The following is a 22927-nucleotide window of genomic DNA, read 5'->3' on the forward strand; positions in this document are numbered from 1 at the left end:
AATTATTAGTGTGAACATTCTAGTGCATTTTGCTTGAAAAGCAGATGAAAAAAGAGCTCTTATCGCAATTTTAATGGCCTAAAATAACCTGCAATTGTTATGCCGGACATAGGCAAACGACTCATATCTGCTCTAAGTTTGGCAATTAACACAATAAACCGTACTACGCTGAGCCTGTCGAATCTCTTTCAGTGTCGAGCCACACACAGTACAAGGCTTATCTGCTCGTCCATAGACGGTTAGCTCTTGCTTGAAATACCCAGGCTTACCATCACCGCCTACAAAATCTTTCAAGGTAGTACCGCCCTGTTTAATGGCAGCAGCAAGTACCGCTTTAATGCATTCCACCAAACGCCTCATGCGAGCTTTACTGATATTACCCGCCATACGAGTAGGCCGAATACCTGCTTTAAATAAGGCTTCATTTGCATAAATATTGCCTACGCCTACCACAACCTTGCTATCCATAATGAAGGTTTTAATCGGCACTTTACGGCCTTTAGCACGAGCATAAAGTTGCTCAACATTAAACAAGTCCGATAAAGGTTCGGGGCCAAGGTGTTTAATTAAATCATGTTGATGCCAATCATCGGTCGTCCACAAAATAGCACCAAAACGACGCGGGTCTGTGTACCTTAACCAAGGACCATCGCCCTCAAAACAGAAATCCACATGGTCGTGAAAGAGGGGCGGTGTATCAACTGGTACAAAATACAAACTGCCAGACATACCAAGATGAATAATTAATGTCCCTTTAGCAGTATGAATACCTATGTACTTGCCACGACGAGATAAATGAGTGACTTCCTGACCGACCACATCCGCAGTCAATTCAGGAGTAATGAGCCAGCGCAATTGCGGCTGACGAATATCAACCTGTGCAAGTGTGCGGCCAACAAGATGCGACTCGATACCGCGTAACGTGGTTTCCACTTCTGGCAATTCAGGCATAAGCCACCTCAAAATTAACTAAACAGTCACAAACGATACGGATCAAATAAGCAAATAGCTTCTTTTAGATACAAAAAAACCGACTCAATGAGCCGGCTCTTTTTATAAGAATCGAAAATTATTTAATTTTCGCTTCTTTGTACATAACGTGCTTACGTACAACAGGATCAAACTTTTTCATTTCAAGTTTATCCGGAGTATTTCGCTTGTTCTTGTCAGTTGTGTAAAAGTGACCAGTACCAGCAGAAGATACCATGCGAATTAAATCGCGAGCGCCTTTAGAAGCCATGATTCAGATCCTTATACTTTTTCGCCGTTGGCACGCATTTCAGTAAGAACTGTTTCGATGCCTTTTTTATCGATAATACGCATACCTTTAGAAGATACACGTAAACGGATGTAGCGGTTTTCACCTTCGACCCAAAAACGGTGCCAATGAAGGTTAGGAAGAAAACGACGCTTAGTACGACGCTTTGAGTGAGAAACGTTATTACCTGTAACAGGACGCTTCCCAGTAACTTGACATACGCGAGACATAATTAAATACCTTTTGCTATCCAGAAAGATTATTGGAAGTGTTTCACTTCCTCAGGCGGAGCATGATTCCTTATGAATCAAAAAAATCCCATACCGAGGATATAGCGGCGCGCATTTTCCCATACCCACACCTATTGAGCAACCTTATTGTTAAAAAAATGATCAATAAATGAATCTGAATAAAACCATAGTGACACTCCTTATCGAAACTACCGCCTACCTCTTCGGAGCATCACTATGGTCCCTACAAACAGATTTGGTAATAAATAATTTGAGTCAAAATAATGCCTCAGACACCTACACTTCGACAGCCACTACTTTCTTATGGGAAAACTTGACTAACCCCAGCGCAAAAACCATCCCTAAGAACACACAAGTAATACCAACCACCTCTACCCAAGTAACAACTTCATTTAAAATCAACACACCTAACACAATAGCAAAAGGCGGAACCAAAGCCGCAAAAACAGAACCTTTCGCCGCCCCCAGTAAAGAAACACTTTTCGAATAACAATAAAGAGCACAAATGGCGACCAATACGCCTTGAAAAACACCCTGTAGCAACAAGGTAGAAATCGGTATATTCGAAAAAAAAGACTCCTGACTAAAAGCCGCAAGCGGCACACAAGCCACACCCGATACAACAGAAACCATTGCGGTTGCCACCCAAGAGTTGAGTTTCCAGTATTTACTTAACAAGGTAAAACTGGCCCATAAGGCACCACAACCAACAAACATAAGATCACCGATTAAAACCTGACGACTCGTCAGAGCAAGACTATGCCAACCCACAATAAATACGCCCGCGACTATCATTAATACGCCCAGCAAACGCTGGCGAGTCAGCTTTTCCGATAATAGATAAACGCTGCCTAACGTTGAAAACACCAACATACAGCTGGGAGCGATAATGCCAAAATGCGCACTCGAAGAAAGACTCATGCCATTCACCGCCAACAATACATAGGGCATCCCAGCCCCAATTGCTAAAGCAACACCTTTAGTGCAAAGAGACGACAGTGATGCTGAGTGATAAAACAGCACGGGCAAGAGAATCAAACCGGACACACCAAAGCGCAAGATCGTTATTTCAACCGAAGTAATACTTTGAATTTGGGCAAGTTTCGAGATAACAGGCCAACTTCCCCAAATAAAAGAGGCAACCAAGCCCATACAAATACCCAGTACTACTTCTTTGTTTTTCATTGTGGCCATCTCCCTAATGTTTATCCGTATTGGATTTCTTCCATTTTAGGAGCACACTAATAACGAAGCGCAGCAAAATACACTTCAAAATGCACACTTACTGCGCAAAACAACCATCTAAGAGGTTTTTCCCCATATGGATTCATTTGATCACCAAATATTGAAAATGATGCAAACCAGCACCCGACGCACCACAGAAGAAATAGGGCAAGAAATCGGACTTTCAGCAACGGCAGTGCAAAGGCGCTTAAAAGCACTGCGAGAATCTGGCGTGATCGAAAAAGAAATCGCCGTACTCAACCCCTCCGAACTAGGCGGTCACATACTAGTGATTGTCGAAGTTATGCTAGTACAAGGGGGAAACGCCACGGTAAACAACTTCAAGAAGAAAGCAAAAAACTACCCTGAAGTGCAGCAATGCTACTATGTCACTGGAGAAAACGACTTTATTTTAGTCATTGCGGCGAAAAGCATGCAAAGGTACGACATTATCACTCAAGAGCTGTTTTTGGATGATAAAAGCATCTTCAAATTTAACTCCAATGTTGTCATGGGTAATGTCAAAGTCGGCTTAGAAATCCCGCTTCCTTAACAACCCTATGATGCTATTTGAGCGTTTCAGTAAAAGCCTGTTCTATAAGCTCGGCCAATTCGGCATGGATATCCGCTCGTGTCCGACGACCACCCTCGTCACAAAGTAAATAGTTTCACCTATTTGCTTTAAAAATGCCTTAGCAGACGCTTTGCATTCAGGTAAGAAGCTAAAATGGGTTGCCTCCGATACATAATCCAATCGTCCATTCATGACAGTCTCGGATAGAACACTGGAAGCGACTGAAACAGGAACCGTTTTAGGCTCACCAAGGTTAATAAAGCGCATAGGAATAGAAATGGTGCGTAGACTTTGCGCATCAAAAGCTTGCGCAACAGATGGATCAACCAATACCGCAGATTTAACCAGCGAAAAGCCAAGTACACCAATGCGCTCACTATCAATATTTTACCTACAGCGTATTAGCACTGCAAAAGCCCCATCTCTGCCAGTGATACTGGCGAGCCATCCCCGACGACGAAGTGATCCAACAAGCGGACGTCAATAAGATCTAATGCCTGCTTTATTTTTCCTGTGATACTGATATCAGCCTGACTTGGCTCAGCGATACCGCTGGGATGATTATGAGCGAGAATCACCGCTGCTGCGTTGTGTTTCAAAGCGGCTTTTACCACTTCACGCGGATGAACAGCGGCGGAGTCTATGGTACCCATAAAGAGCTCTTGATAACGAATCAGTCGATGTTGGGTATCTAAAAATAAAACAGCAAAAACCTCTCGCTGGGAATGACGTAGTTGTGCTGAAAGGTAGGTTCGAACGTGCTGAGCACTAGTGAAAATAGTTTCTCGCATCAATTGTTCTTGCTGATGGCGCTTGGACATTTCCAATACCGCTTGTAGCTGGGTATATTTTGCGTCGCCTAAACCAAAGCCTTGGCAGAATTCTTCTCGACTGGAAGACATCAGGGAACGTAATCCACCAAAATGTGTCAACACTCGGCGGGCTAGCTCTACTGCACTTAAGCCTTGGGTACCCGTACGTAAAAAAATAGCCAATAATTCAGCATCACTTAAGGCACTAGCGCCTTGGTGAATGAGTTTTTCGCGAGGTCTTTCTTGTGCTGGCCAATGTTTAATGCTCATGATCTACTCCTTGATCCATGATAATCTTGCCCTAGGTTAATCAAGCAAGAAATTAAGAGGCATCCTGCCTCAGCTATTAGTTAACGGTTCTAACACCATATCGATCACAGCTCGAATTGAGAAGTTTTTTATGTCAAACCTAGTTCAAAAACGCATTTTATTAGGGATTACAGGCGGCATTGCGGCCTATAAAAGTATCGAGCTGATTCGTCTACTTACCAAAGCGGGCGCAGAGGTTCAAGTCGTATTAACTGATGGCGCAAAAGCCTTCGTGACTGAAATGACTCTACAAGCCATTTCTGGGCATCCAGTACGCAGCACTTTATTAGACCCTAATGCCGAGGCAGGTATGGGACATATTGAATTAGCAAAGTGGGCCGATTTAATCGTCATCGCGCCAGCGTCCGCTGATTTTATCGCCCGTTATGCGCAAGGCATGGCAAACGATTTACTAAGCACCCTATGCCTTGCTACCGAATCGCCAGTACTACTTGCTCCAGCGATGAACCAAGCCATGTGGCGTCACCCTGCCACTCAAGCCAATGCCAAATTACTTGCAGAACGTGACGTGCTAAACATAGGCCCAGCGGATGGCGCGCAAGCTTGTGGCGATATTGGCCCGGGACGTATGAGCGAGCCAACGGATATTTTTGACACCATTACAGCACACTTTGAGCAAACCGCTATTAAACAAGATCTAACTGGGCAACATTGGGTCATTACCGCAGGCCCAACCATGGAAGCCATCGACCCCGTTCGCTACATCAGCAACCATAGCTCTGGAAAAATGGGTTATGCCCTTGCCACTGCCGCACAGGCCCGCGGAGCGTCCGTCACACTCATCAGTGGGCCAGTGCAATGCGCTGCCCCACACGGTGTTAACCTAGTTTCCGTTAAAAGCGCTGATGAAATGCTCGCGGCTTGTGAAAGCAATATGACTCAGCAAGCGGATGTCTTTATTGGCGCGGCGGCCGTTGCCGACTTCAAAATGAAAACAGCAACAGACCAAAAAATGAAGAAACAATCAGATAGCGATGAAATCCAACTCACTCTAGTAAAAAACCCAGATATCATCGCCACCCTGACCCAGAAAAAGCGAGCCAAATACATGGTCGGATTTGCCGCAGAAACCCAAAAGGTCGTTGAATACGCCAAAGGTAAGCTGGTTAAAAAAGGCCTAGATATCATTATCGCCAACGATGTCTCTCGCACCGACATTGGCTTTAATCAAGACCAGAATCAGGTCACAGTAATTACCAAAGACAATACCTGGTCACCCAGTAAAGCAGCAAAAAAAGAGTTAGCCACACAGCTGGTTAGCTTCATTTATGAATACACTGCATCCACACCCTCAACGAATTAAGAGATAAAAAAGACAATGAAACAAGCCATACAGCTCAAAATACTCAGTGACAAAATCGGTAAAGAGATTCCATTACCTACCTATGCGACAGAAGGTTCTGCTGGCCTAGACCTTCGTGCCTGCCTAGATACTGCCATCGACCTTGCTCCGGGCGAAACGACTTTACTGCCAACCGGCCTTTCCATTTACATCCAAGATACAAATTTTGCCGCAACAATTTTACCTCGCTCTGGCTTAGGCCATAAGCACGGTATCGTTTTAGGCAACCTAGTTGGCCTGATTGATTCCGATTATCAAGGTGAGTTAATGGTGTCCTGTTGGAACCGTGGCAATACCAGCTTTACGATTGAGCCCGGCGAACGGGTAGCGCAGCTTGTATTATTGCCTGTTGTTCAAGCCGAATTTAATATCGTCACTGAATTCGAACAAACTGAACGAGGCGAAGGTGGTTTTGGCCACACAGGTACAAAATAAGCCCTCCTCACTAGATATGCAAAACAGGAAAAAGGTGAATTTATTTCACCTTTTTCCTGTTACATACAAGATTCCCTCACCCTTATTAAATATCTAAGATCTAATTTGCTTCTAGATGCCTTAAGTTCGTCATTTTCTTATAATCTCCTATAGTTAATCCGCTGAGTTCACGTTATTATTTTAGACATTAGTGGTTGCTTACACTCGTTGTTTACCTTGTACTGTCATCGTTTCGCCACAGCAGCCTAGTATTCTATTTTGAGATGGCGCTTTTATCAGTCACTCAATATTACCTAGCTCAATAGGTAATCTCTTTTTTGTTTTCAGGAGTAAATAACCCGTGGCTCTTTCACGTGAATCCGCTTTCGATGTTGCTACCGTATTAAGTGAGTCGCTTCCTTATATTCAACGCTATGCCGGTAAAACGATTGTCATAAAGTATGGTGGTAACGCCATGACAGATGAGAGCTTGCAAGCCAGTTTTGCCCGTGACATCGTATTAATGAAAGCCGTTGGCATTAATCCAATCGTTGTGCATGGCGGCGGGCCACAAATTGGTGACATGCTGACAAAGCTCAATATCGAATCAAACTTCATCAATGGTATGCGTGTTACTGACACGGCCACTATGGATGTGGTGGAGATGGTATTAGGTGGCCAAGTTAATAAAGAAATCGTCAATTTAATCTGTGAGGCCGGTGGTAAAGCCATAGGCATTACCGGTAAAGACAGCCGCTTCATTAAAGCTAAAAAGCTGTTTGTGAAGCATCAAGCCGAAGGCATGAATGCTCCAGAACAGGTTGATATTGGTCATGTAGGCGAAGTGTCTCATATCGACACGAGTATTTTAAAGGTTCTAGAAAACAGTGATTTAATTCCTGTCATTGCCCCAATTGGAGTCGATGATGAAGGTCATTCCTACAATATCAATGCAGACCTGGTTGCTGGTAAAGTGGCTGAAGCAGTAGGTGCAGAGAAACTTATGCTGCTCACTAATATTTCGGGTGTGCAGGATAAGTCAGGCAAGGTTCTAACGGGATTAAGTACCGCTCAAGTAGATGCCCTAATTGCTGACGGCACGATTTATGGCGGCATGCTACCGAAAATCAGTTGTGCCTTGTCTGCCGTCAATGCAGGCGTTACCAGCGCTATTATTATTGATGGCCGTGTACCGCATGCCACTCTACTGGAAATATTAACGGACAAAGGTGTTGGTACGCTGATATCAAATACGCCAGCAGCGAAATAACATAAACAAGGCTATGATGCTTTTTGTCTATAACAAGCGCATCATAGCTGACATATCGGGTTAAAACTGGGTACACCAATGACTAACAAAAAAACCGATCGCCGCACACAAATTTTGCAAGCCTTGGCACAAATGCTCGAAAGCAGTCCGGGGGCACGTATTACAACGGCCGCCTTGGCTAAACAAGTTGGTGTATCTGAAGCGGCACTGTATCGTCACTTCCCAAGCAAGGCAAAAATGTTTGAAGGACTCATTGAGTTTATCGAAGAGTCTTTATTTTCTCGCATTCATCGCATTGTACAAGATGAAAGCGACGTCATGGTACGCATTGAAATGATGCTGACCTTAGTCGTAGGGTTCGCTGATAGTAACCCGGGGATGTGTCGCTTACTCACTGCTGATGCTTTAGCTGGCGAAACAGAGCGCTTACGTGTTCGCATCGCCCAATTGTTTGACCGTATCGAAACTCAGTTAAAGCAGGTCATCCGCGAAGCAGATTTAAAACAGGGTTTACGTCCAGCGATGGGAGTTGCACCTTGTGCTAATTTCTTAATGGCTGTGCTGGAAGGAAAAATTCGCCACTATGTTCGCAGCGAATTTAAAGTGAAAGCCAGCGCAAACTGGTCTGAACAATGGGCCGTGTTGGCACAAAACTTGATGTTAAATCGCTAGGGACTAAATAACACTAGCCCCTGACGAAGTATTTAGATGCCGTATTTTTCACGGTAAGCTTTAACCGCATCTAGATGTTCTGCGAGCTCAGGCGTTGCCTGTTCCGCTAAATACGTCATGATGTCATTTAAAGAGACAATACTAATAACAGGCATATTGAAGTCACGTTCGACTTCCTGAATGGCAGATAACTCGCCTTGGCCACGTTCTTGACGATCTAAGGCAATAAGTACGCCGGCAGGTGCCGCATGCGCAGCTTGGATAATAGCCATAACTTCTCGAATGGCTGTTCCTGCGGTAATAACGTCATCAATAATCATGACGTTACCAGCCAAAGGCGCACCAACAAGAGAACCGCCTTCACCGTGAGCTTTTGCTTCTTTACGGTTGAAAACGTATGGTGTGTCTACATTATGATGGTCATATAAAGCAACCGCCGTGGTGGTTGCCAACGGAATGCCCTTATAGGCAGGGCCAAAAAGCACATCAAATGGAACATTAGCTTCCATTAATGAGGCAGCGTAAAAGCGGCCTAATTTAGCAAGCGCTTGTCCTGAACTAAACAGGCCAGCATTAAAGAAGTAAGGGCTTACACGGCCAGATTTAAGAGTAAACTCGCCAAAACGCAATACATTTTGCTCAATGGCGAATTCAATAAAGTCTCTTTGGTAAGGTTTCATACCGACTCCAGAAAGATGATAAAAACAAACAAAGCGCCGCCAAGAACGAGCGAAGCCATGCCAACATTGGATGGGTGCTAATATAACACACGGCTAGGAATTGTAGGGACCAGAAATGAAGGTCATCAGCCTTAATGTAAACGGTATAAGACAAGCAGCCGATCGCGGCTTTTTTGAATGGATGGTTCGTCAGAACCCGGATGTTGTGTGTCTACAGGACATACAAGCAGATGAACGCAGTCTCAATGACAATGTATTCTTTCCTCCTGAGTTCAATACTTACTTTTTTGACTCTATGGAAAACCCAGAGCAAGCAGGGGTAGCCATCTACTCCAAAACCATGCCAAAAGCTATTATGACTGGCATGGGCTTTCCTGAATGCGACTTTGAAGGCCGTTTCATTCAAGCAGATTTCGATAAAGTCAGTATTGGTGCGTTTTTAACACCTCATGGTTCAAACCATGAAGAAGCACTGCAAGAGCACAAATATCGCTTTATGGAAGGCTTTAAAAACCACCTCATCAAAACCCGTCGTAAACGTCGGGAATTTATTTTTTGCGGCACAGGGAACGTCGCACGCTCCCCCATTGATGTGAGCAGCTGGTTCGTCAATCAACGCAACTCGGGGTTCTTACCTGAGGAACGTAAATGGATTAACGAAATTTTCAACGAACTTGAGTATATAGACGCTTTCCGTCAGGTAAATAAGCAAGACAAGCAATACACTTGGTGGCCTGATTACGAACGTGCTTGGAAGCTAGATGAAGGTGGTCGATTGGATTATCAAATCACCACCCCTGGTATCAAAAACCTTATTCAGGGCGGTAGCATTTATAAAGGCCAACGTTTTTCTGATCATGCCCCTTTGATCATGGAATACAATTTTGATTAAGGTTTTTGGCTACTAACGTAAAACACTCAAAATGAAAGAGCCCGCTTAACAACCATTGCCAGCGGGCTCTTTTTTATCTCTTTTACACTCCTGCTATTCATCAAGCTCTTCAAAATGAACTTTCAATTTAAGCTGATGCATTTCGCCAGGGGCAATGCTATAAGCCTCACTCAAAGCATTCGCCGTTTCTAGGCAAACAAAATGACGATAATCCTCATCATCCATATCATTACGCTGTTTGGCTAATGCTTCACCCGGGTTCCATAACACGGTACTTTGGCTACCTTCGGTGCGAATAATTAACTTACGCTTTAATTTTTTATCGTGAATTTCGGTCTGATCCGGCGCAGACAAGTAAACACTGTCCATATAATCGCAGCTTGTTATGGGGCCTTTTTGCTGTTTCATATCACCGTTATCAAACTTGTCTACATAAGACACCTGATCCAATCCGCGTACTTCCGTTTTTTTACTGTTACCCACTCGAAAATAGGTATGAAGCGCTTCGCTAACTGGCATAGATTGATCAGAAAGGTTCGCAGCAGAAAAATTAATTCTAAATTCTTTGCTAGAGAACCTAAATACTTGACGTAACTCAAAAGCTTGAGGCCACATTTCTTCAAGTAAAGGGTGATCTTCTGATGCGAGCTGAATAACGATTTTTACATCACCATTTTTGAAACGACCTGCTTCAGAAAATTTCCAACGAAAATAACGCGCTAGGCCATGGGCAGGAAAATCTTCATCGGATTCATAAGCGCCAAACCAAGGCCAGCATACTGGTACACCAAAATGACGGCGCCCAAAACGGCCCTTTCCACCTTTGTTGTTAGATTGAAATAAAAGGTCTTCTTGTCCAAAAGGAACAAAGCTTGCTAAATGTCCGCCCCATAGGGCAATGCGAGCGGTAAACCCAGGTTGCTCTATGACAATTTCATCACACTTTTTCAAGCTCGCTGGGCGTATTTCACCCCCTAGCGCTTCCAACTCTTGCATCAGTTGGCTATTCATTCACAACTCCAGTAAACAGATCTAGTAGGCACATATTAGCGGTAGACAAAATGATTACAATAGCTGGTATCTATACTGACAATTCAACAAAGCAAATAATAGTCGTTTAGATCAAGAAAAGTGGAATCAAATGAGGGACTCAAGATGAAAAAGGCTGCTCTTATTCCTCTTCATAGAAGAGAAATAAGAGCCGCTATGATTACTTTTTAGAGATGGCTTGGCTTAAACGAACCAACCTATGATTCGCCGCTGAAAGAGAAATTTTATTACTTGCAACGTCAGTCACATCATAAACCACCAAACAAAGATGTTTTACAGAGCCATCTGGGTTGGAAAGTGGGCGTATCGCCACATTTTGGTACATTTTGTCTGCAACCCCAGTAATGGGACGATAGCTGTTAAACGGAAATAAAGCCGGACGCTGCTCCCAAGAAATGAAAATTGGTGTTTTTAAAGCAAATACATTATCAAGTTTTTGACGTAACCAACTTGCATCCAGATTTGGAAACAAGGACAACAAAGACTGCTGCTTAGCAATCGATGAACTAATGCCACTGTGGTTTTCCATAAAACTGTTCCACAACTGCACTTCGTAGTTTTGATTAATAACGGCTAATCCCACATCGATATGATGAAGCATATCGAACATCCAATGTAGATCAGCTATTCCTTCCGCATCGTTGCTCATTCGTCGTCCTCAACTAAAAAAGATAATAGGTTTTCAAGTGTTGAAACCGAATCTTCCGTGAACAGTAATAATAAGTCGCAACTAATTTGATAGTTCTCCACTTCATACACAATTTCTACCGCTAAGGTTCGCTTCCACGTTGCCTTCTTAACATTAATAAGGTCACCAATTTTGACATGCTGCCCCAATAGTATTGGGTGGCTATGACTAAAATCGATGTTTATTTGTTTGCCAATCGCCGTCATAAACGGACCAACCAATACAGAGCTAACATCCATTAGTAACTCGATTTCTAACTCTCTGGTAATTTGCTCCTTCACGCCCAACAGTTTTGCCATATCAGGAAAACTAGAGTCATTAAAAATAAGCAGGGCTTCAAAAGCAATACCAGAGCCAACAAAGCCCTGAGAGACCGCAGAGCAATTGTCGTCTTTAACGCTATAATCAAGCGCCATTTGAAGTTCGCCCACTTCGAGTATGTTCACTTTTGGAACAGGCAATTTGATAAAGACATTCAGCATGTCCGCTAAGACACTGGCGGCACGACCCATGGCAATATTTGAAATTTCTTGCAGGCAATCGTTAAGCGTAAACTCTTCAGCGGCACTACTTTGATCAACCGCAGGGACATTGTCTGAAGATTGCTCACCTACTGAAAATAAATTCAAAGAAACCAATAACTCATGAATCTCTTCGGTACTGGCGGGCTTCTTCTGAAAAGCAATTGCCCCCATGTCTTTCACTCGCTGAATCGCCTGTGGCTGGACATCACCTGACACAACAATGACCGCAGGCACTGGCGTTGTAAAAGACTGCAACGCATCAAGTGTTTGATAGCCATCTTTAACCGGCATGTTTAAATCTAGAAACAGAATATCAAAAGCAGTCGACGTTATTAGGTCTAAAGCTTCCTGACCATTTTCAGCGTATTCAAGCTCGACATCCCAGCCTGATGGTAAAGTTCTTGCTAGCTGCTTCCTAGCAATTTTGGAGTCATCACAGATCAGTACTCGTGTACTCATTAACTTTCTCTTCCCAATTGGGTGTAATTAACTAATTGCAAATTATTAACCATATAAAATATGTGCATATAATAATGCAAATCCCTTTATTTTGTATAAATAATATTCACTTAACAGTCTTAGTACTCTTTTTCTTAAAGCTATTCATCAGTGTAGAAGTGAATAAACGTTTTTACTCAAAAAACTAAGTGAAAGACAGTAAAGCCCTTGCAACAAGGCCCTCATCGTAACGATCCACTTTACTGATCATTAGGGGCGTTTTAATCACCTCTATCTTCATTTCTCGCAATCGATCTAAATCAATAACACCATAATCATAGGTTTCATCGAGTAATAAATAATCCAAAGCAGTAAAACTATTTTCATCCACCTTTGCATCAGCCAACACAGTCGATATCAAACGCTCAATGCATTCCATCAAGGATAAACCCTGCTGTTCAGGGTCAACGCCTAAATTGGGCAAATACACTTTAGGGTTTGGGTTACGGCAAATAGAACGACCAACACCTTCTGGCAATAAGTTCGCCAGCAAACTGCTATAAAAGCTACCAGGGGGATAACAAATCAAATCCGCACCTTCAATGGAACCCTTGCGATCATCCGCGATATATTGGTTAATAGGAGCAACTTTACGCAGGCCTTTATTCAGCCACATATGTTTGATGGGGCTGTTTAATAATGCTGTCTCTTTACCCGTAATATTATGCTGGCCTAACACTGTAGCCCCGTCTTCCAACTCAACCCCAAGATGAAAAGAGGCATCCAGCGTAGTTTTCACTTCTCCCAAGGCCTTTATTAAGCGAGAGAATAAAAACACCATTGGGTCTAGCTCTTGCTGATTGTTTAAATAGCCCCCCGCCATAATGAGATTACCGATACTAGCGCCACGTAAATCAAATAAGTCATCGATGCGTTCTTGTGTCACCGCTAACTGGGTTTGAATTAGCTCTTTCATCGGGTTGGGAATACAAGCAATCAACGGGTGCTCACCCAAGACGAGCTGTTGCAGCTGCTCTTTTAAAACACCTTCTGATGCTTGCGACTCTAATCGATGAGTAAACAAGGCATAGACCTCTGGCTGCCCCATTACAGTTTCATCTGCCAGCGCCATCAAACGACTGCGTAAGTCTCCCACCGCCGGCATATCAAATTGCGCTCTTAGGCGCGCCGAACTCCCTCCTGAGTCAAAGGGGGTCACCAAATGTACTGAATGATGGGTATATTCTTTAAATACTCTGCTAATTTTATTTAAGGCCGAGCCGCCGCTAAAAAAAAGCACTTTAGGCCCCTGTTCAGGCAAGCTCTGATAACGATGTGCCCGAACTGGGTCCGGCATAATCAAACGACGCCAAGTACGCAAAGTGCTAGACATAAAAAGACAACCCTATCCGTAAAAGTATCACTTCAGACATAATGGTCTAAAACAACACAATGAATATAAAAGAGTGTAAACCGTGACGCGGAGGTTTCAAACCAACACACCCTACTTTTTTGTTTCTTAACGTATTTTTGAGGGGATAGCTGGTTTGATTTTGGCCACATATAACGCACAATACTAGAGCAGACAAGCATCTGCTTTAATTACCTTTAGATACAGTCATTTTAAAAACAACTCTTTTTAGGACATGCAATGGAAACTAAGACCAATGGCTCCTCACTGAGTAAAGCCCTCAATATGCTTAATCATGTTTGCACGTCACCGGTTCCTTTACGGTTTGCCGAGTTAGTCGACTTATCCGAATTACCAAAAGCCACCGCACACCGCCAATTAAACACACTACTTGAACATGGACTCGTGCGTTTTGATGAACACAGCCAAGCCTACTATCCGGGTTATGGCCTGCTAACCTTAGCTCATAGAACTTGGGCAAACTTAGATATTAGAGACGTCGCCGCCTCACCTATGCGAGGCTTATGGGCTGCCACTCAAGAGACCATCCACCTCGCCGTACTTGACGATGGAGAAGTCATTTATATCGATAAATTAGAGAGCCCAAAGAGTCTGCGTCTATATTCTGCCGTAGGTAAAAAAGGCCCCGCCTACTGTACAGGTGTCGGCAAGGCCATTCTGGCGTTCTTACCGAACGAGAAACAACAAGCCGCCATTGCTTCACAATCTTTCTTCCGTCACACAGAACATACTCTAGACAGCCCAGAAGCATTACAAATAGAACTAGATACCATCAAGGTGAGTGGTATTTCATTGGATTTGGAAGAACATGAAATGGGGATTAAATGCGCGGCGGCCACTATTTTCAATGCTCTCAATGAACCTGTAGCAGCAATCAGTGTCACCGCCCCTTCCTTTCGAGTAGATGATGACACTTTTATTGAGATGCAAAGCCAAGTAAAAGCCGCTGCGGATGATATATCCAAACGTTTAGGCGCTTGCAACTAACCGACTCTTAGAGAAAACGACAATGGCAATGACTGGATTACTGGCACTATTAGACGATATCACCACCCTACTGGATGATGTCGCCGTTTTCTCTAAAGTGGCAGCCAAGAAAACCGCTGGGGTACTAGGTGATGACCTTGCGCTCAATGCTGAGCAAGTCTCTGGGGTAAAAGCTGATAGAGAACTGCCTGTGGTCTGGGCAGTTGCCAAAGGGTCATTCCTCAACAAGTTAATTCTAGTGCCTCTCGCCCTCGCGATCAGTGCCTTTATTCCTTGGTTAATTCAGCCTTTATTAATGCTTGGTGGCTTGTACCTATGCTTCGAAGGTGTCGAAAAGGTTCTACACTATTTTCAACACGACGACGAAAAACAAACTCTCAGGAAAAACCTACAACAAGCCGAGTCGGCGCCTGAATTACTGGCGCTAGAAAACAATAAAGTAAAGGGCGCCATTCGTACTGACTTTGTTCTCTCTGCGGAGATTATTGTCATCTCACTTGGCACAGTAGCGGGCCAAGACCTAGTAACCCAAGCTCTCGTTGTCAGTCTAATCGCCATTGTCGTCACCCTTGGTGTCTATGCCTTGGTAGGGGTGATTGTTCGTCTTGATGATATTGGCCTGTACTTATTCCAATCCACCAATAAACTAGTGAAGGTGTTTGGCAATGCCATTTTAAAAGGCGCACCTATGCTCATACGTCTACTTACTATCGTGGGAACCATTACCATGTTTTTAGTGGGTGGCGGTATTTTTGTCCATGGTTTGCCTACCCTACATCACCTCGCAGGGATGGCTGTTGCTGGCGAAATCGCTCAATACCCCATTATAACAGGCGCTATCAATACTGGCATCAGCTTAGCCGTAGGACTTGCCCTTGGCGGAGTTACCGTTTGGATCGCTTCGTTTTTCCCCAAGAAGACACCCAAAAAAAACATCAAGTAAAGAAGAGTTCTAACGCCGTGCAGACAAAATAAAGTCGGCTAATTCGGCAAAGCCTAACCCACCCGGTTGAGTAGTTTGGTAACCGGGTAAATAGTGCATTTTTGACAGATGCTCACTAATATTTGCCACACCAACACTCAATGGAAAACGAGCAAACATACTTTCGTCATTAGGCGCATCGCCTACGTATAACACCTGCACCTTTTGCTCCGTATCGCTTAAACCATAAACCTGACTTAGTATTCGTTGCGCCATGGCAAACTTATCATATCCTTCCGAGCACACATTAATATGAATTGAACTGGCTTTCGCATTAATGCCTAATGCTATCAAGGCGTCTAGACAGGCTTCTTTTTCCTCAAGGGCGGCAGGTTTAATGTCTTGAGCGTAATCAATCGCCACATCCGTTAGACGATATGCTTGATCGCGGGCTAAGCGCAAAATTGGGAACGCCTGCAGAACGTCGGTGACTTTTGCTAACAAACGAGACTGCTCATCTCGCATAACTTGCTCATCACGCCAGAATTGGTAGGTCAGCCGCTGATCAGTTGTTTTACCAATAAAACAGGCCCCGCCTTCGGTAATCACCCCATCAACAGGTAAGGTGCGCGCGATCATATCAGACCACCCCGCACAGCCTCCTGTTACAGGAATAACCCTAATATCATTCGCTTGTAACTGGGCTAAAGCCTGCAAGGTTTCTACGGGTAATTGTCCCAACCAAGTTAAGGTATCATCCACATCCGTGAGGATAAAACGTAAGCCTCGGCAATGATGTGAAGCAAGGTCAGAAAGAGAAGAGATAGACATAGCCATCCTAGGAGCAAAGTTGAATCTGAACACCTTGTGAGGTGAGTAAATGGGTTTGTTCTGTTGTTAAGTAATCACTGAACAGCCAATCGACCGCCATAAAAGGATGCACGCGGGCCATCGCCTTACGGCCCCATTTATGTTGATCTGCCACCAGCAAACTATGACGGCTTTGTTCGACTAAAACTCGGCTCACTGCCGCTTCTTCTGGGTCAAAGTCTAATATACCCTGCCCCTCATCCATGCCACCGCAACCAAGTACACCATAATCAAAATAATATTGCCTAAGACCGGACAAGGTCTCTTCGCCCACTAAATCATGATGTCGATGTCGCAGTTTTCCAGCTAGTACACGAACACGAATATCTGGGTTATTGCCTAGGATAGTCGCCACCGTTAAGTTATTCGTAAATACCTGTAAGTGCCGATGAGATAATAAGGCCTTAGCAACATATTCTACTGTGGTACCAACCCCTAAAAAGACAGAAGCCCCATCAGGAATCATTTTCGCTGCTTGATGAGCAATCGCACTTTTAGCATCCCCATTCAAAAACAAGCGGTGATCAAAGGGCAAGTTTTCAGTACTGGAAACAGGTGCAATTCCGCCATGGGTTCGTCTTACTAAATGCCGTTCAGCAAGCTGATTAATGTCTTTTCGGATGGTTTGAGAAGACACAGAAAAACGCGTCACCATGTCCTCTACCAAGAGCCTATCTTCTTGCTGAACCCAGTTAAGTATTTGTTGCTGCCGCTCGTTCAAGTCCAAAGTCAGGCCCTTCTCCTAATCAATAAATGATGCAAACTGCGTAGGGTCATCGGTAATAATGGCATCCATTCCCCATTGCCAATGAGATTCCACCAACTGAGGCTCATTGGCGGTATAACAAAGTAACTTATAACCTGCCGCTTTGACTGCCTGAGCCTGCTGTTTCGTCAAACAAGCATAATCACAATTTAGGCTATAAGCCTCAATGCTTTCTAACTGTGCTTGCCAATCTTGCGGAATATTTTCATACAATTGAGCTAGATGACGGGTTTTATTTATCTGATAACATAATTGTAAAGCCTCATAATTAAAGCTAGAAATCATCAATTTGTCGTTATCTTTCCAATGTCTCTGCAAAATATCCATGACCGCAGGCACAATGCTTTCAACATCCGCTTCATCATGTTTAATTTCTAGGTTTAAACCTAGATTTAAAGATTGAATACAGTCTAATGCTTCCAGTAAAGTGGGTATTTTCTCCCCAACAAAATCAGATGAAAAATACCCTCCCGCATCTAGGGCCGCTACCTCCTCTGGCAGAACTTGGCGAGTCACGCCTGAGCCATTAGTGCAACGATCTAGCTTATCGTCATGAAAAATGATCAAACCGCCTTGGGCAATCAAATAAACATCAATTTCAACCCAAGTAACACCGGCTCGTGCTGCAGCACGGATAGATGACAAGGTATTTTCTGGCGCTAACAAAGCCGCACCACGGTGCCCCATCACCCTTGTTTTTAAAATATCCGTTGTCGACATCTTTTCCTTTCGCATCTTACCCTCATAACCTTTGCTGAGTGATGGCATCAAAAATATGCCAATGAGTTGCTGGTGCTGATAACCAAAGCAAGCTATTTAACTCTGGATTATGTGGCCCTGCAAGGCGCACTACCATGGCTTTTCCCTGCACTGAACCATCTTTTAATACCCCATGCACAAGGGTTTCAGCGCCAAGTGATTCTACCGCGAGAATTTCTAAAGCAAAATCCGCATCTTGCTCATCAACAATGGCCAAATGCTCAGGACGAATCCCCCACACAATACTGCCACGGTGAGCATGAGGTAACGGCAGATACAGCGATTCCGACAAGCTCACGCCTTTCTCGGTAAGATTAGCATCAAACAAGTTCATTGACGGCGAACCAATAAACGCTGCTACAAAAGGCGTGGCTGGTTTGTTATACAAATCCATTGGCGTGCCTATCTGCTCGGCCACGCCTTTATTCAATACCACCAAACGATCAGCTAAAGTCATCGCTTCCACTTGATCGTGAGTCACATATAAGGTGGTGGTGCCTAATTTACGCTGTAATTGACGAATTTCCATGCGCATTTGCACGCGTAATTTAGCATCAAGATTCGATAACGGCTCATCAAACAGAAACACCTTTGGGTCACGTACCATAGCCCGCCCCATAGCAACCCGCTGACGCTGACCACCAGACAGTTCTCTAGGTTTACGCTCTAACAGTTCTTCCAACCCCAACATGGTCGCCACCGCATTCACCTTCTCGGCGATGACCGCTTTACTTGTGCCTCGATTTTTCAACCCATAGGACATATTGCCATACACAGACATATGGGGATAAAGCGCATAGTTCTGAAACACCATAGCGATATCACGGTCAGCAGGTTCTTTCTCATTAACCTTATTTCCCTTAATCAACAAATCCCCTTGAGTAATGCTTTCAAGGCCCGCCACCATACGTAGCAATGTTGATTTTCCGCAGCCAGAAGGACCAACCAAAACAATAAATTCTCCTTCTTCAATAGTGAGGTCCATACTTGGAATCGCACAGAAGCCATTAAGATAGGTTTTACCAATATTCTTCAAAACAACGTCTGACATAACTTATTTCTCCGCGTCCACTAGGCCTTTCACAAACAACTTTTGCATACCAATTACGACAGCCACCGGAGGCAGCATCGCGAGCAAAGTGGTCGCCATTATTTGATTCCATGCGATATCGCCATCATTAACAGACAACATGCGTTTAATACTCATCACTAGGGTGTAATAGGCATCATCTGTAGTGATCAGTAGAGGCCATAAATATTGATTCCAACCATAAATAAACAAGATCACAAACAAGGCCGCGATATTCGTCCGAGACATGGGTAGCAAAATATCAAAGAAGAAACGCCATGGCCCAGCACCATCAATTCTGGCCGCCTCCACCAGCTCACCCGGAATACTCAAAAAGCACTGACGGAATAAGAAAGTCGCCGTAGCACTGGCAATTAAAGGTAAGGTTAATCCCGTATAGCTATTAAGCAAATCCAAGTTTGCGACCACCTGATAGGTTGGCACAATCCGCACCTCAACGGGCAGCATTAGGGTCATGAAAATGATCCAAAAACACAGATTACGAAACGGAAACCGAAAGAAAACAATGGCATAAGCAGACAACAAGGAAATGGCAATTTTTCCAAAGGTAATTCCTAGCGCCATTACTAAAGAATTCAACATCATCACCCAGACAGGTGTATCAATACCATTCCCCGCTTGTTCAAACAGCACAGTTTGCCATGTCTCCATTCCGGCGCTGCCAAACCAAAGTGGAATATGACCGACGCCAAACGCGGAAGCTGGGTGTGTCGAAGCAACCAATGCCATCCATACAGGTAAAGCGACTAATGCAATACCCAGCATTAAAGTGGCGTGACTGATAAAAGTTAACCAAGGTCGATTTTCTATCATGAGTACTGCACCTTGCGCTCAATGAAACGAAATTGAATCACGGTCAACACACCGACTATTGCCATTAAAACAACAGACTGAGCGGCCGACCCACCTAGATCTAAGCCAATAAAGCCGTCTTCGAATACCTTATAAACCAAGGTGTTCGTACTTTGACCCGGGCCACCTTTGGTCGTGGCATCAATAACACCAAAGGTCTCAAAGAAAGCATAAACAAGATTTACGACCAGTAAGAAGAAAGTCGTTGGTGACAGGAGCGGAAAGACAATGGTCCAAAAACGCTTCACTGGACTTGCCCCATCAATAGACGCCGCCTCAATCAAAGATCTTGGGACTGCTTGTAAACCAGCTAAAAAAAACAAGAAGTTATAACTAATCTGTTTCCATGTGGAAGCAATAACCACCAATATCATGGCTTGATTACCATCGAGGTAATGATTCCAATCCACGCCTGCCGATCCCAACCATAAAGCAATTGGCCCCATACTTGGGTCAAATAAAATCCACCACAACACACCCGCTAAGGCTGGCGCCACAGCGTAAGGCCAAATCAACAAGGTTTGATAAGTCAACTTGCCACGAATGACCCTATCCGCCATGACCGCCAAAAATAACGCTACAGACATACCCATAATTGCCACAGAAAAACTAAAGACGAGCGTGGTTAACATGGATTGGTAATAAAGGGGATCTGTGAACAAATAAACAAAATTTTCTAGGCCGACAAATTCTCGACTTAAACCAAAGGCATCTTCTTGGTAAAACGCTTGCTCTAAAGCTTGCTCAGCAGGCCAAAGAAAAAAAATGGCCGTGACCAAGAGTTGCGGCAAAAGCAACAACCAAGGCAGGCCTTTTTGAGGGAAGGTAACTGTCATGGGACAATCCAAACAAAAGAGAACGAAAAATCAAAAATAAAAACCACAAGAAAATACCCTTATGAAGATTCATAAGGGTAACTATTTTGCTTAATCGTTTGCTTTTTCAAACTTACGCAATAATGCATTACCACGTTTAACCGTTACATCTAGAGCGGTTTGTGCATCCACTTTTCCACTCCATACAGACTCTAGTTCTTCATCAATCACACCACGAATCTGCACAAAGTTACCTAAACGTAAGCCTTTGGTATTCGCGGTTGGCGTGCCCGTTGTCATCTGAACAACAGCGGTTTCCGTACCAGAGTTTGCGCTATAAAAACCCTGACCTTTAGTCAAGCTATAAGCTGCTTTCGTGATGGGTAAATAACCAGAAAACTGATGCCAATCTGCCTGAACGGAAGCGCGAGATAGGTAACTTAGGAAAGAAGCAACACCACGATATTCTTCTTTAGAATGCCCTTGCAGCACCCATAAAGACGCACCACCAATAATGGTATTAGATGGCTGTTTAACTTTTCCTTCCCAATAGGGAAGTTCCGCTACACCAAAGTCGAATTTCGCATTACGTTTAATACCCGCATAACCGGCTGAAGATTCGGTATACATGGCGCATTCTTGACTATAAAACTTAGCCGCACCATCATTCCTACGGCCTGAATAGCTAAAAATACCGCTCTTTTGCCATTCGCCCATTTTTTTAATATGGGCAACTTGCAAGGGACCGTTCAGTTTCAATTCGGTTTTCAGACCACCAAAACCATTTTCAAGCGTAGCAAATGGCACATTGTGACGAGCGCTTAGGTTTTCTAAGTGAACCCAAGATTGCCAAGCTGTGGTGAAACCACATTTCACACCAGACGCTTGCAGCTTCTTAGACACACTTTCTACGTCTTGCCAGGTTTTAGGCACTTGCTTAATACCCGCTTTGTTAAACAGGTCTTTGTTGTAATAAAGCACAGGGGTGGAACTGTTAAATGGCATAGATAGCATCTTGCCGTCGCTATTCGTGTAGTAGCCCGTCACAGCGCTTAAATAAGAGCTTTCATCAAATGGCTGGCCTGACTCACGCATCAACTTATAGACAGGGTAAATAGCGCCTTTTGCGGCCATCATACTAGCAGTACCCACTTCAAACACTTGCACGATAGCGGGTTGCTGTTTCGCTCGAAAGGCAGCAATAGCAGAGGTCATGGTTTCGGTGTAATTACCTTTATAGACAGGCTTTACTTCATACGCGTCTTGAGAATCGTTAAACGCTTTAGCAATTTCATTTACCTTCTCACCATTTGCACCACCCATTGCGTGCCACCATTCGACTTCTGTCGCAGCAAACCCTGAGCTAGCAATAGACAAACCAATTACTACTGACGCCAATTTAAAATTATGCATTTCCGTGTTCCTCACAATGAGTTTTTATTAGAAAAGAAAGAACGACTATAGAGAGCAAATATTTCACTTTGATGATAGTTAGATTTCATTTGAAACACAAAACTTTAAAATCGTCGCATTTTTCTTTGCTTAGAATAAAAAACACACAACAAATGAAAGGAAAACAAACGCCGCCATCTAGCTCATTAGCATGCGGTTCACATGGAATAAAATCGGAATATAAGAACTTAAGAAAGGATTTCTGCAATAAGAGCGGCTTTTAGCAGCTCAAACTCATGGGACAAATGAATAAGACACTCAGAAAGCCCCTCCACTTGATGCTGTTTTGCCAACTGCTCAATCTCTGTAGCGCCATGATTCACCCCATAACTAGAAACTTCTGAGCTAGCACCCTTTAGACGGTGCGCAACAATGGCCAAATTGGTCCAATCCTGATCCTCAGCAAAACCATGGAGTTGCTTGAGTAAGCCTGTTGCTTCCTTAATAAATTCACTCGCTACCAAGATCATCAGCTCTTGATTAAAAGCCAATCGATTTTCATAGTCGCTATAATCAAATATTTTAGACTCAAGCATAGGTAGAGACTCCCGCTTCATTTAATG

Annotated in this window: 27 protein-coding genes; 8 read left to right on the top strand and 19 right to left on the bottom strand. The window is 43.8% G+C overall.

The genetic code is table 11. The annotated features are described in order from the left end of the window. Positions 1–132: 132 nt before the first annotated feature. The 4 genes from mutM to I8J31_RS09655 form a co-directional block, all read right to left on the bottom strand. The gene (gene mutM, locus I8J31_RS09640; protein WP_199468229.1) at positions 133–951 is read right to left on the bottom strand and encodes a bifunctional DNA-formamidopyrimidine glycosylase/DNA-(apurinic or apyrimidinic site) lyase; all 819 of its coding nucleotides are present in this window, start codon (positions 949–951) and stop codon (positions 133–135) included. Between the two features lie 118 nt (positions 952–1069). Beyond that, the gene (rpmG, locus tag I8J31_RS09645; RefSeq protein ID WP_011978459.1) at positions 1070–1240 is read right to left on the bottom strand and encodes a 50S ribosomal protein L33; all 171 of its coding nucleotides are present in this window, start codon (positions 1238–1240) and stop codon (positions 1070–1072) included. Between the two features lie 11 nt (positions 1241–1251). Next, a complete protein-coding gene (gene rpmB, locus I8J31_RS09650; protein WP_133010891.1) occupies positions 1252–1488 on the bottom strand; it encodes a 50S ribosomal protein L28 in 237 nt (78 codons plus the stop codon). Positions 1489–1785: 297 nt separating this feature from the next. After that, the gene (locus I8J31_RS09655; RefSeq protein WP_233402681.1) at positions 1786–2694 is read right to left on the bottom strand and encodes a DMT family transporter; all 909 of its coding nucleotides are present in this window, start codon (positions 2692–2694) and stop codon (positions 1786–1788) included. 136 nt (positions 2695–2830) lie between these two features. On the opposite strand from I8J31_RS09655, the gene I8J31_RS09660 reads away from it, so the two are divergent. After that, the gene (locus I8J31_RS09660) at positions 2831–3286 is read left to right on the top strand and encodes an Lrp/AsnC family transcriptional regulator (RefSeq protein WP_199468232.1); all 456 of its coding nucleotides are present in this window, start codon (positions 2831–2833) and stop codon (positions 3284–3286) included. Positions 3287–3328: 42 nt separating this feature from the next. On the opposite strand, the gene I8J31_RS09665 is transcribed toward I8J31_RS09660, so the two are convergent. Both I8J31_RS09665 and radC read right to left on the bottom strand, forming a co-directional pair. After that, a complete protein-coding gene (locus I8J31_RS09665) occupies positions 3329–3637 on the bottom strand; it encodes an alpha/beta hydrolase (RefSeq protein WP_233402682.1) in 309 nt (102 codons plus the stop codon). Positions 3638–3708: 71 nt separating this feature from the next. Beyond that, complete coding sequence (gene radC / locus I8J31_RS09670; protein WP_199468233.1) at positions 3709–4389, bottom strand: RadC family protein; 681 nt, start codon at positions 4387–4389, stop codon at positions 3709–3711. A 130-nt stretch (positions 4390–4519) separates the two neighbouring features. Between radC and coaBC the strand changes: the two genes are divergently transcribed. The 4 genes from coaBC (at position 4520) to slmA (ending at position 8147) form a co-directional block, all read left to right on the top strand. Then, the gene (coaBC, locus tag I8J31_RS09675; protein WP_199468235.1) at positions 4520–5752 is read left to right on the top strand and encodes a bifunctional phosphopantothenoylcysteine decarboxylase/phosphopantothenate--cysteine ligase CoaBC; all 1233 of its coding nucleotides are present in this window, start codon (positions 4520–4522) and stop codon (positions 5750–5752) included. Between the two features lie 15 nt (positions 5753–5767). After that, on the top strand, positions 5768–6226 hold the full coding sequence (gene dut, locus I8J31_RS09680) for a dUTP diphosphatase (protein ID WP_199468237.1): 459 nt from the start codon (positions 5768–5770) through the stop codon (positions 6224–6226). Positions 6227–6566: 340 nt separating this feature from the next. Further along, a complete protein-coding gene (gene argB, locus I8J31_RS09685; protein WP_199468238.1) occupies positions 6567–7475 on the top strand; it encodes an acetylglutamate kinase in 909 nt (302 codons plus the stop codon). A 78-nt stretch (positions 7476–7553) separates the two neighbouring features. Beyond that, positions 7554–8147, top strand: a complete 594-nt coding sequence (slmA, locus tag I8J31_RS09690; RefSeq protein ID WP_199468240.1) for a nucleoid occlusion factor SlmA — start codon at positions 7554–7556, stop codon at positions 8145–8147. 32 nt (positions 8148–8179) lie between these two features. Here the strand turns inward: slmA and pyrE are convergent, their stop codons facing one another. Then, positions 8180–8827, bottom strand: coding sequence for an orotate phosphoribosyltransferase (gene pyrE / locus I8J31_RS09695; protein ID WP_199468241.1), 648 nt, complete (start codon positions 8825–8827; stop codon positions 8180–8182). Positions 8828–8942: 115 nt separating this feature from the next. On the opposite strand from pyrE, the gene I8J31_RS09700 reads away from it, so the two are divergent. Beyond that, entirely contained in the window at positions 8943–9719 is a 777-nt protein-coding gene (locus I8J31_RS09700; protein WP_199468242.1) for an exodeoxyribonuclease III, read from the top strand. Positions 9720–9812: 93 nt separating this feature from the next. Here I8J31_RS09700 and I8J31_RS09705 read toward each other — a convergent pair whose 3' ends face one another. The 4 genes from I8J31_RS09705 to I8J31_RS09720 all read right to left on the bottom strand — a co-directional run bounded on the left by I8J31_RS09705 (position 9813) and on the right by I8J31_RS09720 (position 13812). Beyond that, complete coding sequence (locus I8J31_RS09705; protein WP_199468243.1) at positions 9813–10730, bottom strand: D-hexose-6-phosphate mutarotase; 918 nt, start codon at positions 10728–10730, stop codon at positions 9813–9815. A gap of 199 nt (positions 10731–10929) precedes the next feature. Then, entirely contained in the window at positions 10930–11418 is a 489-nt protein-coding gene (locus I8J31_RS09710; protein ID WP_199468244.1) for a PAS domain-containing protein, read from the bottom strand. After that, the gene (locus I8J31_RS09715; protein ID WP_199468245.1) at positions 11415–12440 is read right to left on the bottom strand and encodes a response regulator; all 1026 of its coding nucleotides are present in this window, start codon (positions 12438–12440) and stop codon (positions 11415–11417) included. Before I8J31_RS09715 ends, I8J31_RS09710 begins: the two co-directional genes overlap by 4 nt. A gap of 184 nt (positions 12441–12624) precedes the next feature. Further along, on the bottom strand, positions 12625–13812 hold the full coding sequence (locus I8J31_RS09720; protein ID WP_199468247.1) for a GAK system CofD-like protein: 1188 nt from the start codon (positions 13810–13812) through the stop codon (positions 12625–12627). A 258-nt stretch (positions 13813–14070) separates the two neighbouring features. On the opposite strand from I8J31_RS09720, the gene I8J31_RS09725 reads away from it, so the two are divergent. Next, the gene (locus tag I8J31_RS09725; RefSeq protein WP_199468249.1) at positions 14071–14838 is read left to right on the top strand and encodes an IclR family transcriptional regulator; all 768 of its coding nucleotides are present in this window, start codon (positions 14071–14073) and stop codon (positions 14836–14838) included. Positions 14839–14860: 22 nt separating this feature from the next. After that, complete coding sequence (locus I8J31_RS09730) at positions 14861–15781, top strand: DUF808 domain-containing protein (RefSeq protein WP_199468252.1); 921 nt, start codon at positions 14861–14863, stop codon at positions 15779–15781. 9 nt (positions 15782–15790) lie between these two features. Here I8J31_RS09730 and I8J31_RS09735 read toward each other — a convergent pair whose 3' ends face one another. The 8 genes from I8J31_RS09735 to I8J31_RS09770 all read right to left on the bottom strand — a co-directional run bounded on the left by I8J31_RS09735 (position 15791) and on the right by I8J31_RS09770 (position 22900). Continuing rightward, positions 15791–16591 (bottom strand): HAD-IIB family hydrolase, encoded by an 801-nt coding sequence (locus I8J31_RS09735; protein ID WP_199468253.1) that lies wholly within the window; start codon positions 16589–16591, stop codon positions 15791–15793. Between the two features lie 7 nt (positions 16592–16598). Then, complete coding sequence (locus tag I8J31_RS09740; RefSeq protein ID WP_199468255.1) at positions 16599–17357, bottom strand: DeoR/GlpR family DNA-binding transcription regulator; 759 nt, start codon at positions 17355–17357, stop codon at positions 16599–16601. Positions 17358–17372: 15 nt separating this feature from the next. Further along, complete coding sequence (locus I8J31_RS09745; protein ID WP_233402683.1) at positions 17373–18131, bottom strand: glycerophosphoryl diester phosphodiesterase; 759 nt, start codon at positions 18129–18131, stop codon at positions 17373–17375. Between the two features lie 7 nt (positions 18132–18138). Next, positions 18139–19206 (bottom strand): sn-glycerol-3-phosphate ABC transporter ATP-binding protein UgpC, encoded by a 1068-nt coding sequence (gene ugpC / locus I8J31_RS09750; protein WP_199468257.1) that lies wholly within the window; start codon positions 19204–19206, stop codon positions 18139–18141. A 3-nt stretch (positions 19207–19209) separates the two neighbouring features. Then, positions 19210–20058, bottom strand: a complete 849-nt coding sequence (gene ugpE / locus I8J31_RS09755; RefSeq protein WP_199468259.1) for a sn-glycerol-3-phosphate ABC transporter permease UgpE — start codon at positions 20056–20058, stop codon at positions 19210–19212. Further along, positions 20055–20933 carry a sn-glycerol-3-phosphate ABC transporter permease UgpA gene (gene ugpA / locus I8J31_RS09760; RefSeq protein ID WP_199468261.1) on the bottom strand — a complete coding sequence of 293 codons (879 nt, stop codon included), beginning with the start codon at positions 20931–20933 and terminating at the stop codon, positions 20055–20057. Before ugpA ends, ugpE begins: the two co-directional genes overlap by 4 nt. A gap of 90 nt (positions 20934–21023) precedes the next feature. Then, positions 21024–22325 carry a sn-glycerol-3-phosphate ABC transporter substrate-binding protein UgpB gene (gene ugpB, locus I8J31_RS09765; RefSeq protein WP_199468263.1) on the bottom strand — a complete coding sequence of 434 codons (1302 nt, stop codon included), beginning with the start codon at positions 22323–22325 and terminating at the stop codon, positions 21024–21026. Between the two features lie 227 nt (positions 22326–22552). Beyond that, on the bottom strand, positions 22553–22900 hold the full coding sequence (locus I8J31_RS09770; protein WP_199468265.1) for an Hpt domain-containing protein: 348 nt from the start codon (positions 22898–22900) through the stop codon (positions 22553–22555). Positions 22901–22927 lie beyond the last annotated feature (27 nt).

This window comes from Marinomonas transparens, assembly GCF_016463975.1.
GTDB classification, from domain to species: domain Bacteria; phylum Pseudomonadota; class Gammaproteobacteria; order Pseudomonadales; family Marinomonadaceae; genus Marinomonas; species Marinomonas transparens.